Here is a 14,191-nt window from a genome sequence, read left to right on the forward strand (position 1 = left end):
ACGCCGAACCGAGGAGAGACAGCCCTGATGACCGAACCCCGAGCCGCGAAGTGGCGACAGCTCGCCGCGGAACTGCGCACCGCGATCTCAAACGGCACGTACCCGCCCGGGTCGACGTTGCCGCAGGTCAAGACATACGCAGCCGAGCACGGCGTCCACCACGAAACTGCCCGCAACGCGTACAAGGAGCTGGAGAAAGAGGGTTTGATCCGCGCCACCCAGCGCCGCGGATCGATCGTCCTGGAGCCCCCGGTGCGTCGCCGCATCACACGCGGCGTGACCGTCGCTCGCGACCCCGAGCGCGGTTACGTGTTCCCCGCCGCAGCCCGACCAGATGAGCCCTGGGAAGTCCACGGAAAGCCATTCCGCAAGGAACTGCCCGCTCCCGCTGAGGTGACCGGGGCCTTCGAACTCCCCTCCGAGACGCCCGTCCTACGCCGCCGACGCGTCACGAGCCCCGCCGGCGAGCCACCGTTCCAGATCGTTGACACCTGGCTCAGCCCCGAGGCTGTCGCAGATGCCCCGGAGGTCGCCGAACCCTCTCCCGGACCTGGCGGATACATCGACCGCCTAGAGGAAGCTGGCCACGGTCCCATCACCTGGGAAGAACGACTCCGCCCTCGAATGCCAGACCGCGAGGAGGCGAAGCTCTTGGGGATCGCGCTCTCCATCCCCGTGCTGGAGTCCGTGATCGTCGGGTCGTCAGCCCGCACCGGGAAGCCGATCGAGGTCACGATCCGCGTCATCCCGGGAGACCGCGTCGAACTGGTGGGAGAGCTCCAGCGAGGCAAATCCGCCAAGTGGCCCGTGGCTCCCGTCCGCCCCTCAGCGCAGGCCGACTAACCCACGGCCACCGGGCAACACACCCAGGTATGACAGAGGCCCCGCACTCCAAGGAGTGCGGGGTTCGTCGTGCGTTGCCGTACGGAAAGGGTCCTGTCCGCGACTCGCGGACAGGACCCTTTCCGTACGGCTTCACCCGCCAGCCGCCCACCAGCTTCGCCCCCCGGCTTCTCTGCGTCAGCTGTCGGGGATGCTGCCGCGAGCTGACAGGCCGTGGCGGGCGGCGATCAGCTCGTCCAGGAGCGCGAGGATCTCGTCGCGCAGGGCGGCGGCGGTCAGAGGGTTGGACGCCTCGGCGGTCGGCGGAGGGCCGATCACAAGGATCGGCCGCAGGCCGCGGAGCCGGGCGGCGAGGCCGGGCCCGTCCAGCTCCTTCACCCAGGCCACCAGCTCCTTGTCGGACGCCGCGGCGGTCAGCTCCGGCCAGGTGCAGTTGAAGGTCGCCAGGTCGAAGACGGCCTCGCGCAGGCGGGGCTCGTTGGCGCGGCACCAGGCATCGCCGGCGCGGTCGCGGGCATGGGCGGCGCGCAGCTGGTCGGGGTAGCGGTCGGCGCCGCGACTGGCGGCTTCGCGCTCCAGGCGGACGGCGCGGGATTCCGCGCTGGTGCGGGAGGACAGTCCGAGGGCGGTGGCGATCTGCTGCCAGGAGGCATTGCGGGTTCGGGCGGCGCGGGTGAGGCCACGCGCTCCAGGACGTCGAGGTCCGCGCGCGCCTGGTCGAGCTGGGTGAGGGCGGCGAGGACGTCCTCGGCGGGTACGTCCACCGGTTCGGCGCCGTCGGCCAGGCCGTAGCCGTCGGCGGCCGCGCGGACCGCGTGCATCGCGCGTACGGGGTCGTGCCAGGGCCGGCCGTCTCCGTAGCGGTCCTGGAGGAGGGCCTGGGCGTCCTGGAGCTGCTGCTCGCGTGCCGCCGGGTCGATGGTCGCCATGGTGGCAGCCTGCCACCGCACGGCCGTGTCCGCGAATCACGGACACGCTGGGTGCAGTTCCCGATCACGGGAGCCACTCGACCGTGCCCGCCCGTTCCTCTCGTGACGCACCCCTGCCCGCGCAACCCCCTCCATCTTCCGACCGACCGCACGCGGCATCCCGAAATGCTGATGGCCCCCGCGCCGGAGCGTCGGGGGCCATCGAGACCTGTAGAGGCTGTCACGCAGGGGCACTCAACAACGACCCCACCTGCCGACACTGTCGCCCTAGAGAACAGTATGGGCGCTTCACTTCCCCATACTGTCCACCTGAGGCACAGTTCCAGCTCAGCCCCGGATTCATGCCCAGTGTGAGACGTTCATGCGGTGCGGCGCAGCGGCACAACGTTGCTCCGCGCCTCAGCGAGCGCACCCAAGCCGTAGTAGCTAACGTTCCCGTGCCGGGAGGCCAGACGCAGCCAACCCGCCTCGACAAGGATCGGCAGCGTCTTGGACAGCAGAGGCCGATTCATGGCAATTTCCTTGGCGATCTTCTCACCCGTCTTCACAACCGCGTCGCCGAACTCGGGGTCCTTCGCCTCGGTCAGGTAATACAGCACTATCCGCATCTGCGGATGCGGAAGGGACATGACCTGACGCAAGACGACCGGGTCGATCCCGCTTGAAACGAGATCACTCATCACGCCGATTCCTTCCTGTCAGGGAGACCTGGCACCACCGGCAAGCGGTACGCAGCAGCATCTTCCCGCTGCTGCTCGCCGCCGGCACGTGAAGCATGGTGAGGCGTCGTCCGGTAGTAGGTCGTCCGCCCGTGCTTCTCCGCTTCGAAGAGTAGCCCGGCCTTCACCAACTTCCGGATCGACGCAGAGACACTCCGAGTCTTCTTGCCGATGAAGTCGGCCATCGCCTCACGGGACCAGCGGAGCACGTCCCCGCGCTTCTCCGGGCCGTGCACATGCAACGCAAGGACGTCGCGGTCACACGGCGTCAGGCCGGACTCCTTGTTCAGAACGGCCAGCCCCACTCGGTTGCTTACTGCACTAAAGCCTCCCGGAAAGTTGTACGTAGGACGACGGTCGTCGTCGCCCTCAACCTCGATCAGTTCGCGCCGTTCGCCAGTCTCGGCCTCGACGAATCGGCGAACCCGATTCGGTGCAGCTGACATCGCAGCAGCCGTCACCTTTCCCCTAGGGAACAGTGTCGCGGTGATCATTGCACAACACTGTTCCTGGGAGCAACAGTCAACACCCCCGGCGTCCCTTCCGTTGAAACTGTTGCCCTCAGGAACAGTGACCGGCCCCTGGCTTCCCAATATGAGGCAGCACGGGGCCGGTTAAAAAACCGCGTTTCTGCAGGTCAGACGCCTATTTGCCGCGCTTCCCTCTATGTACTTGCAGGATGAGGCACAGGGCCGGATTCCCCCTATCTCCGATCTCCGGCGCAAGCGCCGGAGCGGGGATCGCCCCGCACGCGACCAGGGGCCAGGCCCCCCTGGACCGGCCACCTGGAAAGGCATACAGGCAAAACGCGCTGCCGCCTGCCCTGCGCGCCGGCCGCCGGAGGCGTCCGCCACGCACCACTCGGGCCTTGGCGGCCCTCCTTGGGCAGTTGCCTCAGGGTCTTGTGGCTGGCCTCCGATGGGGTAGGCGGGTGTTCTGAGGCTGAGTCCGAACTGCGGCTCGGCTCCTCCGTGTGCCTCCTCGACCGTAACCACAACCCGTTCGCCACGACGTTGCGGTTCAGTGCCTCGAACCCGTCACGTGTGCACCTTCACCCCCACCCTGCGCACCGCGGTCTTTTTGTGTTTGATCGTCTCCTGAGCAACCACCCGGGACTCCGCTCCGCTGGTGCTGCCCACTGCCCGGCGGTTGTCCCGATGGCCGCACGCGAAGCGAGGGGAGCGACGACCTCAGTGACCCACAGGTCACCTCACCGTGGGATGGGCTACCGAGATCGCACGGTGCCAACCAAGCTTCCCTAACAGGCCCATGGACTCCGTCTCCTCGGTGGCACCAGTACCCCGGTACTGGTGCCACCCAGACGTCCCGAGGCGACCCCCTCACGCTGGAAGCGCATGTCGGAGGCGCGACCACGACGTGGCCGCAGGTATCCGAGAAGCGGGGCGGGCACGTGCTGGCTCCTCGAATCCATGGGCCTGTTAGGGGGTAGGTGGATGTGGGGCGGGGGCCCGTCACCTGCGGGGGCGCGGGACGCCGGCGCACTGACGCACCACCGTGGCCCAGGTGATGACGGGCCCCCGCCCGTGGGGGCTGGCCTGACCTCGTACGTGCGGGTCAGAGATGAAAAAGGACGCGCTGCGCGCGGCGACCACAGGAGAAGGGCGGCGCGCCCCTGAGCGGCCCTGTGCGGGTCCGGGAGTCGCTCAGGGCCCCAGGTGTCCCGAAGGGTGTACCGGGCCTTCCTGGGCCCTGCTGCGCCCCTTCTCGGTCGCGGTCTGCGTGATCACGGCTGAGGTGCACGGAGCGTTCACTGGGCCGGCGGCGTCACCGCCCGAAGTGGGTCCTGCGCTGTGGAGCGGGAAGTGGAGCGAAAACGGACGTTTTTGCTGCGCCGCGATCCGATCGACGACGGGCGGATCGCGGGGTTCGTGTCGAGCCCCTCGTTCCCGGTTCCGCCCCTACGGTGGGGCCGTGACGAGCGATCAGAAGAAGTGGACGCAGGGGCTCCGCGCCCGAGGTCGGCGCGCGCGGCAGCGGCTGGAGCTGGGCTGGAAACCGTGCGGTCGGACAGTGGTGGAGGAGGGCCCGGCCGCCCTGGTCTCGATGGTGGAGGTGGCGGCGCTCGCGCTGGCGCTGGACCTCGTGGAGCAGGCGGCACAGCCGCCGGAAGGGCTGGCCCGTACGACCGCTCTCGGCTGGAGGGCGGGCGCCGGCGCGACAGTGGAGGCCCTGCGTGCCGCGCTGGAGCATCAGGCCGGGCTGCTCCCGCCACCTCCGCCTCCCCGGCCGCGGCGGGAGTCGCTTCCCCTGGCGGCGCCGGAGGAGATGGCGGAGGGCGCCTTGTGCGTGCGCGGCGTCGACTGGTCTCAGGCCTGATCACCCCTTCCGGTCACCACGCCTGATTCAGCCATTTTCTGTAAGGCACCTTACGGAAACTCCGTAAGGTGCCTTACATTATTGGCATGGAAGAGACGAAGCCCGCAGGACCCGCCGGCGTGCCCGCGCAGGTGCCTCCCCGGTACAAGGAACTGGTCGAACAGTGGGGCCCGGCCGTCGGAGTGGAGGACGCCCGTACCCGGTGGGGGAAGTTGGTGGCCGCCGCCGAGGACGGCACCGTCACCCTGATCGCGATGGACACCACGGCGAGCCTCGGCTACCCGACGTGGGCCGCCCTCGCCCCCCTGGACAAGGTCGCCGACCCCGGCCGGTGCCCGGTGTGGCCGCTCACCTCCGCCCGCCCCAAGCTCGCGGACGTGGTGCTGGCCGCCACCCGCTTCCCCGATGGGGCGCCGCAGATCCTCACCCGGCACCGGCGCCCGGTCGTCGCCCTGGTCGCCGCCCTCACCCTGGTCGACCTCCCACCGGACGGTGAGCGCATCGAGATCGACGCCTTCCTGCGGGAGGGCGGCACCATCACCCTCGCATTCGATCCGGGGCAGGACGGCGCCACCGACGAGGAAGGCGACCTGGTCCAGGAGCCGATCCCCGAGCGGTACATCGTTCGCGCCAAGGAGGCGGACGGCGGCGAGATCGGCGAGGGCGAGGGCGACAGCGTCGCTGAAGCCCTGCTGCGCCTGTGGCGCCCGCCCGCCCACCTGTACTCGGACGAGCCGCCGTTCGACCCCTGGGGCAAGCCCCGGCCCGACGACCTGCCGGAATCCACGGTGCGGTTCTGACCCCTCCCCTCGCGACGAAGGAGCGATGCACGTGACCACCACCCTCAAGGCCCTTCCCGACTACGGGCCGCGCCAGTTCGGCGACCGGCTCGGCTTCTCGGAGTGGCAGTTCGAGCGGGCCCGGCGCCTGGACCTGATCCCCGCGGCCGACCTCGGCGGCCGCTGGTCGGCCGACGTCTTCAACGACGTCGTCGCCCGCCTCGACGCGGTGCGCGCGGCGGTCGGCACCGTGCCCGACGTCGGGTCGGGCCGCGCGGAGGAGTACCTCGCCGAGAAGTTCGACGGCCTGACGGTCCACCCGGGCACGGCCGCCGAACTCGCCCGGCGCGGGCACCTCCCGCGCCGCGGGGAGTACAAGGGGCACACCTTGTACTGCGGGCTGACGCTGGAGCGCTTCACCGACCGCCGCAAGGTGGCCCGGGCCTCCGCCGCCGGCCGCACGTACACCCGGGACGACGCGGCGGCCGTCCTCGGGCTGCGCCCCGCGGACTTCGACCACCTACTGCGCGCGGGCCTGCTGACACACTCGGAGACCACCGTGTCCGCCTGGTACAAGGACATCACGGTCCGGCTGTACCGTCAGGCCGACCTCGATCGGGTGCTGCGCTCGTCCCGGATTGACTGGGACGCCGTCGGTGCGACACCGAAGGGGCGTCAATCGCCGCTGACTCAACTCCCCACCCATGCGGGATAGCCACCGCCGACCGATGGCGTGCTGGGACCAGCTCGGACGACCGGTGACGCTTCTGACCAGTGGCCAGGGGTGACGCACGAAAGTCCGTGTCAGTGAATCGCTGACACGGACTTTCGTGCCGCTGTGTTCACGTCGGGGTGGGCTCAGCTGCGGCGACCGCCCGGGTCGGCCTGCCCGCCCCCCTGGCCCGGTCGACCGCGGCGAGCAGCGCCGGCTCCCAGCCCGCGGCCGCCAGCGCGACGTCGGCATGCAGGCCAGCCTCCGCCAGGACGGCCAGCTGCACCGCGTGCTCGACACCCTCTGCCCACGCCTCGGTCACCGCCTGGCGCACGGCGACCCGGGCCGCCAGCTCCGCGGTGGTGCCCACCTCCTCCGACCGGGCCGTCGCCAGCTCCTGGCCGCGAACGGCAACGGCATCCAGCAGCGCAGCGGCCCGCTCGGCGTCCGGCTCCCGGGGCGCCTTGCGGGCCGTCGGCCGGACACCGCGGCGCAGCTGCTCCATGCGCGTCGGCAGCGGCCGCCAGTCGGGCTCGGCGGCCATCTCGGCGTTCGTCTCCTCGACCGCCCGCGTCCACGCACGGCTCAGGCCCCGCGGCTGCAGCGGTGTCCCGGCCGGGGTGGTCTGCCCACCGAGGTGGTTGCCGCGCAGCGAGACCCACAGCTCGCCGGATGCGCCCCGGGCGAGCAGCGCCTGGCGCTCGGGCAGCCACCGCCGCAGCGCCGCCCGGGTCAGGCCGGACAGCGGCAAGATCTCCACGTACGCGTCCGCCTCACTCCAGCCCTGCGGTCGGCGCAGGACACGCAGCTGCTCCAGCGTCGGCGAGAGGTCCTCGACGGTCCGTGCGCACAGTTCACCGGCCCGGACGCCGGTGTCGGACACGACCGCGCCGATGGCGAGCATCCGCAGTCTGCCGGCGGTCGCCCCGGGCGCGTCGGCCAGCTCGGTCAGCTGGGCGCGCAGCAGCGACCGCGGGCGCGTGCCGACCGTGGGCTTGCTCGGCGGGTCGGGCTGCGCCGGCAGGGCGGCGTCGCTCTCGGCGCCGCACGCCTTCACCAGCAGTCTCAGGACTTCCAGCCGGATCTGTTCGCTGTTGTCGGATCGCTTGCCCGGGTCGCGGGCCGCGCGGAGGCGCAGGGCTCCGCTGCGGGCCAGTCGCAGGTAGCGCGCCACGTGTTCGTAGCGGTAGATCTCCTGGACGGTGGCCTCGTCGGTGAGTGGATGGTCGGGGTGGGCCAGGGCGCGGCCGTATTCGCCGGCGACCCAGCGCACCTGGCGGGCGCGGGACGCGCTGGTCGACGGCCAGCTCGTCACCTCGGCCGCGGCGGCCGCGAGCAGTGCCCCGCCGGTCAGCGACCGGTCAACGGCGGTCACGACCGGGTCTCCCGGGCGCCGACGACCGCGAGACGGACGTTGGAGAGTTCGTCGATCAGCGTGAGCATCGCGTCGCGGGCCTCGGTTGCCACGGCGGCCTGTTTCACGGTGACCTCCTTGCCGCCGGCCCGCGCGCCGGTGGTCGGCGCCAGGCGCGGTTCGCCGTACGGAGCGAACGTGACCTTCAGGTGCTCCAGGCACTGCATCAGCTGCGGGCCGCTGCCGCCGGCGGCGAGCGTGGCGCCCAGCTGGTGCATGTGGGAGGCGACCAGCACGTTCGTGTCCATCTCCGTCCAGGCGCCCGCGGCGTCGTAGAGACGCTCCCCGACGGCGCGGATGCGGTCCTCGTGCGTCTCGCACCACGCGTCAGCGGCTCGCTGGCGGGAGCGCTGGAGGCGTGCACCGGCGACGTCATGGTCCTGGTGGTTGTTGTTGGCGGCGCTCTCCAGCCGCATCGCCCGGGACTCCGCGCTCTGCCGGCTACTCAGGAGGAGGCTGTCGGCGACCCTCTGCCAGGAGGTTCCCCGGGCGCGGACTGCGCGGATCAGGTCCAGCTCCAGTCGCTCCAGCTGCTGGCGCGCGCCTTCCACTTGCGTGAGGGCGGCCAGGACGTCGTCGACCGGTACCTCCGAGCGCCCCTCTCCGCGGGTGGAGTGGTGGCCGTACGCGGCGGCCCGTACGGACTTCATTGCCGCGGCGGGGTCGTGGATGTCGCGGCCGTCGTTGTAGCGGTCTTTGAGCAGCTCCTCGGCCGCCTGCTTCAGCGCGCGCCTCTTCGTGGAATCCATCGCCATGGCGTCAGCATTTCACTGACATGCCCCATTGTCAGCGGAACACTGACAATGCCACGAAGGTGTGCACCCAACGCGAAGGCCGGCCCGCACACGGGGTGCGGGCCGGCCTGCCTCAGGGCGGAAGGGCGCGCGCCCTACAGCGGCTTGCGGTCGCCCTGGGTTGTTTCGCACGCCGAGCACCACCAGTAGGCGCCGGCCCTGCCGGGCGTCACGTCCGCCGTACTGGGCGCGGTCAAGGTCCCGCACGTCCCGCAGGAAGGGGCGGGGCTGTAGACGGCGGGCGCGCGCAGCGCCTTCTTCTGAAGGGTCGTGGCCCTGGTCAGGAACTTGGAGCGCAGCTCGGCGTACTCCGCCGCCTCGCCTTCCTGGGCGGCCTGGGTGAAAGTGTCCTTGCTGATGCTCTTGTTGAGGGCGTTGAGCGTTTTGATGGCGTCCATCAGGGCGACGATCGGCTCGGGAACGATCTCGGCATCGACGATCTCTTCCTCGGTGCCGCCCGTGGCGTCGTCCGCCGGGCTGCCTGCCGCCTCGGTCTGCTGCCCACCGCCGGCGGCCTCCGGTGTGCGAATTCGCACGCCGTTGTTCGAGTTGTTCGATTCCCCGTCCTCCGTCTCCTCATCGGGCGCGGTGTCCGGGCCGTGTCCGAGGGCGCGCCGGGCGGCGCGTTCCATCTCGACGCGCTGCTGCTCGGGCACCTCGGGCAGGGCGGCCGGGAGCACCTCGCGGGTGGCGCGCAGGTCCTCGGCGGTGGGCTTGCCTCCCAGTTCTTCAACGACCTCGTTGACCACGTCGAAGAACATGACCGCGGCGTCGGTGCCGAACTGGCTCTGCACCTTTCGGGTCTGCTCGTTCTGGCCGGGGTTTTGCATGTGACCGGTGCGGGACGCCGTTTCCAGTGCGAGCGGGGCGCCGGCGCGCAGCCGCCGGACATAGGAGGCCGAGCGGCCGGTGAGGTCGCGCACGTATGCCTCGTACGTGTCGTGACTCCGCCGCCACCACTTGCCCTTGGCGGCTCGCTGCATGCCCTCGGCGATGATCCATACGGCTTCGTTGCCGGCCGCGACGGCCGTGCGGATGGCGCCTTCGGTCTGTTCTTTCTGCCGCAACTCGGTGTCGGTCAGGTCCGAGGTGTCTCCCTCGCCCACCGGCCGCACGTCGTCCAGGTCCGGCAGCGAAGCGCGGAGCTGGCGGAGGGCTTCGATGGGGTCGGCCGCGGCCCGGCCACTGCCGTCCAGGAGCGCTTCGGTGCGCTTCGCCACGGCGGCGGACGACGGATTCTGCGCTTCCGGCGACAAGAACATGTTCGAAATGGACATCAGCGGGCCGCCCCGTTGAGGAGGAAACCGGCGCCGCGGTCGTAGTCCAGCACCGTCGTGGCTTCCGGCGCGTAGTGGCGCAGGGCCTGCTTGGCGAACTGGGCGTCGCCGATCTTCACGCAGGTTCGGGCAGGTACAACCAGCGCGTCCGGGAATGCCTTCGCCATCTCGCCGCCGATCTTGCGGGCCAGCTTGGAGCGTTCGAAGTCGGTGAGGAAGATGGCGGCCACTCGCAGGTCTCTGTTCATGCGGGTGGTGACGGTTCCGAGGGTCTGGTGCAGCGCGGCGGCGCCCTCGATGTCCAGGCCGCTTGCCGCCTGAACGGGGATCACCACGTCATGCGCGGCGACCAGGGCCGATACGGTGAGCGTGCCGAGGCTGGGCCCGGAGTCGATGATCGTCACGTCGACGTCGTCGTTCTCCTCCCGCAGATGAAAGCGCAGGCAGGTCTCCGAACCGGTCGGTTGCTCACTTTCGACCGTGGCGAGGTCCGGGAAGGACTGGACCAGGTAGAGCCCCTGATAGGCCGTCGGGTAGGTGGCCTCCTTCAACGTGCACCGGTCGAAGTACACGTCGGTGAGGGAGCGCCGCTCCTCGACGGGCAGGCCGTCGGGGTAGACGACTCGGAGCCAGGAGGTCAGGGAGGCTGCCTGCGGGTCGGCGTCGATCAGGCGCACGCGCTTGCCGCGCGCGACCATGGCCATGGCCAGCTCGAAGGCGGTCAGCGTCTTGCCTACGCCGCCCTTCTGGTTAGCCACCGCGATGACGTACGACAGCTGGGGGCCGGACAGGAATGTGGCGGGCACGACGATGCCCGGCCGCCACTTCTGGTAGTCCGACTCGATGTCCCATTCGGTGACGATGTCGAGGAACGCCAGGTCGTCGCGCAGAGGCGGTACCTGTACGGTCTGTGCTTGTGTTTCTCGCATAGCCCGCAACCGTAGCGGGTGAAGCACGGCGGTCGCCCCGTCGGTCTCGTTGCCGGACGGGGCGATTCCGCTAGTGGTGCCAGGGGTTGTCCGCGCCCCGGCTCAACTACACGTACCTGCTGCCGCGTTGCCTCTACCGGCCCTGCCCCGGGGGCTGCGGAGGGTCGACCTGGCCGGAGGCGTCCGGCGCGGGCTGCTGGCCGCCGGTGCCGGGGGTGAGGGCGTACAGCATCCGCTGGCCGAGCTTGTCGGCGACGACCAGGGCACGCCGGTCGGCGACGCCTAGGGGGAGCGCGACGTCGTCGCCGCCGATGACGGTGTCGGTGTCGGCGGTCAGGGCGTGGGTGCGCTGTTGCTGGTCGACGGCGTAGATGCGGCCGCCGGCCGCGGCCTGGGGCGTGGTGCCGGTGACGTTGCGGCCGCTGCCGTCGGCGGTGTTGAGGAGCAGCGGGCCGATGGCCACCAGGTCGCCGTCGGCGCGCATGGTGGAGGTGTCGGCGTCGGTTCCGGCCTTGGCGGTGGCGAGCTGCTTGCCGCTGCGGGCGTCGTAGACCACTGCGGAGACGGTGTTGCCGGTCTGCCAGAGGGCGGCCAGTCGTGTGCTGTCGACGCCCAGGACGCGGGTCAGGTGGGCGCCGCTCTTGTTGTTCTTGCCGCCGGGGGGCTGCAGTTTGAGGGCTTTTCCGGGGCGCTGCTGGTCGGGGGAGAGGTGCCAGACGTGGCCGGTGGCGTCGGCGGCCAGGACGTCGGTGCCGTCGGCGGCGAGCGCGGTGGATTTCACCGGCAGGTCGACGGTGCGGACGGCGTCGCTGCGGATGACGCCGGCGGTCGCCTGGTCGAGGGCGGCCAGGGGAGAGGTGCCGGTGAAGGAGAGGGTGCCGCCGCTGGCCGGGAGGTCCACGGTGGTGCGTGGGTGCTCGGTGCCGTCGAGGGGCCAGTAGTTCAGGGTCTGGCCGCTGCTGAGGGCGAGGACGTCGTGGCCGTCGATGCGGGTGAACACAAGCGCTCCGGCGCTGCCGGACAGGTCTGCGGTCCAGCGGGTGATGCCGGTGGCCGGGTCGATGACGGCCAGGTCGCCGTCATCGTTGACGGCGGCGACGGTTCCGTCGGGGGCGACGGCGGGCGTGACGTCGGCGGTGACGGGCAGGGCCCAGGCCGCGCGGGTCGTCCATCCGTCAGGGGCTGGTACGGGGAGGTTCGCCGGTGGCGGGGTGGCGGGTGACAAGGCGGTGGCGCGGGTGCGGGTGTTGGGGGCCTGGGTGGGGTCGCCGCTGCCGCCGGCGGTGAGGACGATCACGGCGATCAGGGCGATGACGCCGAGGAACACGCCTGCGGCGATGAGCCCGCGGGCCTGCGATGCGGCGGCCGCGGGTTCCTGCTGGCCGGGCTTCTTGTTCAGGTCGACGCTGCCCTTGCGGGGGGCGGGCGCGGGCAGGCGCAGGCCGCGGCGACGGGTGGGTACTTCCACGGGAGCGGCCTGGACGGTGCCGTCGGGGTGGACGATGAGCGGGATGCGGGCGCCGTCGGTTTCGATGGCGGTGACGCGGATCGGCCGGCCGAGGCGTGCGTACTTGCTGGCGACGTGCTGGACCGCCCACCGGCGGGCCTCGGCGGGGTCGAGGTCCGCCGGTGGGCGCAGGGTGACTCCGTCGACGTCGACGGTGCCCTGGCCGGTGAGGCGGACCTCGGGTGCGGGCCAGGCGGGTACGGCGGCGGGGTCGGTGTGCTGGGTCACGCGGAAACTCGCATGCTGTCGGCTCTCCAGGGACTGCTGGCGGTGCTGCGGGTGAGGTGAAGCCAGGTCACCCAGTGCTCGTCGGGACCCGTCCAGCTGCCGCGGCCGCGGAACTTCACGGTGACCTCGAACTGGCGGTAGGCGCTCGTCGGGGTGCCGGCGGGGGCGGTGTCGTGGGCCTGGCGGGCGGTGACGGTGGTGTAGCCGTGGTGGGCGGCCATCTGGTCCCAGTTGGCGCCGGGCGGGGCGACGGGCTGGCCCAGGGCCGTCTTGGCGTAGGCGGGGGTGAGCCATCGCGCGGTCCGGCGCTGGGCGTCGGCCCGCGTGCGGTCGAGCTGGGTGTCGTAGGTGAACGCCACCTCGGCGATGGCCTTGGCCACCGCGGTGGCGTCCTTCTCGTCGACGTCCTTGGGCAGTCCGCCCTTGGGGGTGCCGGGCTTCCCTGTCGGCATCGTCGGCGGGGGTGAGTAGGTGGCGGTGGGGTGGGCGGTCGGCGCGGGGGAGGAGGTGGACGGCTTCGGCGCCGGGCGGTCCTGGTCCTCGCTGCTGCAGGCCGCCGCCGTGGCGACCAGCATCGCCACGGCGGCCGCGGCGGCGGTGCGGCGCGCCCTGGTCCTTGTGGTCGTGCTCATGTGAATCTCCTGACGTCCCACGGGTACTTCTTCCAGTACGCGTCGAGGGGGACCAGCTTGACGACGTCGCCCGGGTGGGGGGCGTGGATCATCTGGCCGTTGCCGACGTAGAGGCCGACGTGTCCCCAGACCCCGTCGTTGTTGATGACGATGACGTCGCCGGGCTGCATCGCGTCGCGGGCAACGGAGGTGCCGGCGCCGCGCTGCGTCTGCGAGGTGCGGGGGATGGTTTTGCCGGTGGCGGCGTAGATGGCGTACTGGGTCAGGCCCGAGCAGTCGAAGCCGCCGCCGGTGGGGCCGGAGGCGCCGCCGCCGCCCCAGATGTACGGGGCCCCGAGGTACTTCTTTGCCGCGGCAACCGCTTTGGCGCCCGCGCCGGTTCCCGCCGGTCCGCTGTCGGAGGCGTTCGCGCCCTGGTACTTGCGGGCCAGTTTCAGGATCCGGGCGACGTACCCCTGGGTTTCCCAGTAGGGCGGGATGCCGCCGTACTGCCGCACGGCGCCGGATCCCGCGTTGTAGCCGGCCAGCGTCAGGGAGACGATGTCGCCGGACAGCTGTTTGCTGGCGATACCCGGCAGCAATTCCTTGGCGATCACGCAGTCATAGGTGCCCTGGGAAAGGATGGCATCGGCCGGGTTGAACGGGTCGGCTTTACCGTCGCCGTCGCCGTCCGTGCCGTACGTCTGCCACGTGCCGGGCATGAACTGGCTCAGCCCCAGCGCGCCGACCGGCGACCGTGCGTGGGGATTCCACCCGGATTCCGCCTCGATCTGCGCGGCGATGACGGCGGGCGGTATCTGAGAGCAGATGCTGCCCGCCTTCGATATCCAGGCCCGGTACTGGCTCGGGACGGCGTCGCTCAGCCCGCCTCGGGTGGTGCCGCCGTCGACCATTCCGCAACCGGCCGCCAAGCTCAGGGCGGTTGCTACTGCGCAGGCGCGAAAAGCTCGTTTCTGAATTCCCGTCATGCGGCACGCCCAAATCCCCAAGAAAACATTCCGACAGGAATGTAACGTCCACTAAGACCCGTCTTGGGTGGGTTCAGTTGGACCCTTCGCGCACGAGTGCCCGATATGAACCCTTTGCGGCGC

15 protein-coding genes are annotated in these 14,191 nt (G+C 71.0%); 4 read left to right on the forward strand and 11 right to left on the reverse strand.

What is annotated here, in order from left to right:
* Nucleotides 1-27: 27 nt before the first annotated feature.
* Nucleotides 28-843 (forward strand): GntR family transcriptional regulator, encoded by an 816-nt coding sequence (locus ACF1BH_RS29705; protein ID WP_391647496.1) that lies wholly within the window; start codon nt 28-30, stop codon nt 841-843.
* Nucleotides 844-1,020: 177 nt separating this feature from the next.
* Here the strand turns inward: ACF1BH_RS29705 and ACF1BH_RS29710 are convergent, their stop codons facing one another.
* From ACF1BH_RS29710 to ACF1BH_RS29725, 4 genes are all read right to left on the reverse strand, one after another.
* A complete protein-coding gene (locus ACF1BH_RS29710; RefSeq protein ID WP_391647497.1) occupies nt 1,021-1,230 on the reverse strand; it encodes a hypothetical protein in 210 nt (69 codons plus the stop codon).
* 26 nt (nt 1,231-1,256) lie between these two features.
* Nucleotides 1,257-1,772: a hypothetical protein gene (locus ACF1BH_RS29715; RefSeq protein WP_391647498.1), complete on the reverse strand. Its 516-nt coding sequence runs from the start codon at nt 1,770-1,772 to the stop codon at nt 1,257-1,259.
* 359 nt (nt 1,773-2,131) lie between these two features.
* Entirely contained in the window at nt 2,132-2,452 is a 321-nt protein-coding gene (locus ACF1BH_RS29720) for a hypothetical protein (RefSeq protein WP_391647499.1), read from the reverse strand.
* A complete protein-coding gene (locus ACF1BH_RS29725; protein WP_391647500.1) occupies nt 2,452-2,985 on the reverse strand; it encodes a winged helix-turn-helix domain-containing protein in 534 nt (177 codons plus the stop codon). Before ACF1BH_RS29725 ends, ACF1BH_RS29720 begins: the two co-directional genes overlap by 1 nt.
* Nucleotides 2,986-4,423: 1,438 nt before the next feature.
* On the opposite strand from ACF1BH_RS29725, the gene ACF1BH_RS29730 reads away from it, so the two are divergent.
* The 3 genes from ACF1BH_RS29730 to ACF1BH_RS29740 all read left to right on the forward strand — a co-directional run bounded on the left by ACF1BH_RS29730 (nt 4,424) and on the right by ACF1BH_RS29740 (nt 6,322).
* Nucleotides 4,424-4,828 (forward strand): hypothetical protein, encoded by a 405-nt coding sequence (locus ACF1BH_RS29730; RefSeq protein WP_391647501.1) that lies wholly within the window; start codon nt 4,424-4,426, stop codon nt 4,826-4,828.
* 86 nt (nt 4,829-4,914) lie between these two features.
* Nucleotides 4,915-5,628 carry a hypothetical protein gene (locus tag ACF1BH_RS29735; RefSeq protein WP_391647502.1) on the forward strand — a complete coding sequence of 238 codons (714 nt, stop codon included), beginning with the start codon at nt 4,915-4,917 and terminating at the stop codon, nt 5,626-5,628.
* Nucleotides 5,629-5,659: 31 nt separating this feature from the next.
* Complete coding sequence (locus ACF1BH_RS29740; RefSeq protein WP_391647503.1) at nt 5,660-6,322, forward strand: hypothetical protein; 663 nt, start codon at nt 5,660-5,662, stop codon at nt 6,320-6,322.
* 127 nt (nt 6,323-6,449) lie between these two features.
* Here ACF1BH_RS29740 and ACF1BH_RS29745 read toward each other — a convergent pair whose 3' ends face one another.
* The 7 genes from ACF1BH_RS29745 to ACF1BH_RS29775 all read right to left on the reverse strand — a co-directional run bounded on the left by ACF1BH_RS29745 (nt 6,450) and on the right by ACF1BH_RS29775 (nt 13,993).
* Nucleotides 6,450-7,694, reverse strand: coding sequence for a hypothetical protein (locus ACF1BH_RS29745; protein ID WP_391647504.1), 1,245 nt, complete (start codon nt 7,692-7,694; stop codon nt 6,450-6,452).
* Nucleotides 7,691-8,488, reverse strand: a complete 798-nt coding sequence (locus ACF1BH_RS29750; RefSeq protein WP_391647505.1) for a hypothetical protein — start codon at nt 8,486-8,488, stop codon at nt 7,691-7,693. The genes ACF1BH_RS29745 and ACF1BH_RS29750 overlap by 4 nt, the downstream gene beginning before the upstream one ends.
* Nucleotides 8,489-8,622: 134 nt before the next feature.
* Nucleotides 8,623-9,804 (reverse strand): hypothetical protein, encoded by a 1,182-nt coding sequence (locus ACF1BH_RS29755; RefSeq protein ID WP_391647506.1) that lies wholly within the window; start codon nt 9,802-9,804, stop codon nt 8,623-8,625.
* Nucleotides 9,804-10,733, reverse strand: a complete 930-nt coding sequence (locus tag ACF1BH_RS29760) for a ParA family protein (RefSeq protein WP_391647507.1) — start codon at nt 10,731-10,733, stop codon at nt 9,804-9,806. Before ACF1BH_RS29760 ends, ACF1BH_RS29755 begins: the two co-directional genes overlap by 1 nt.
* Before the next feature lie 133 nt (nt 10,734-10,866).
* A complete protein-coding gene (locus ACF1BH_RS29765; protein ID WP_391647508.1) occupies nt 10,867-12,468 on the reverse strand; it encodes a hypothetical protein in 1,602 nt (533 codons plus the stop codon).
* On the reverse strand, nt 12,465-13,100 hold the full coding sequence (locus ACF1BH_RS29770; protein ID WP_391647509.1) for a hypothetical protein: 636 nt from the start codon (nt 13,098-13,100) through the stop codon (nt 12,465-12,467). Before ACF1BH_RS29770 ends, ACF1BH_RS29765 begins: the two co-directional genes overlap by 4 nt.
* Nucleotides 13,097-13,993: an NlpC/P60 family protein gene (locus ACF1BH_RS29775; RefSeq protein ID WP_391647510.1), complete on the reverse strand. Its 897-nt coding sequence runs from the start codon at nt 13,991-13,993 to the stop codon at nt 13,097-13,099. Before ACF1BH_RS29775 ends, ACF1BH_RS29770 begins: the two co-directional genes overlap by 4 nt.
* Between the last annotated feature and the right edge of the window lie 198 nt (nt 13,994-14,191).

It is taken from the genome of Streptomyces sp. NPDC014733, from assembly GCF_043083385.1.
Lineage (GTDB): Bacteria > Actinomycetota > Actinomycetes > Streptomycetales > Streptomycetaceae > Streptomyces.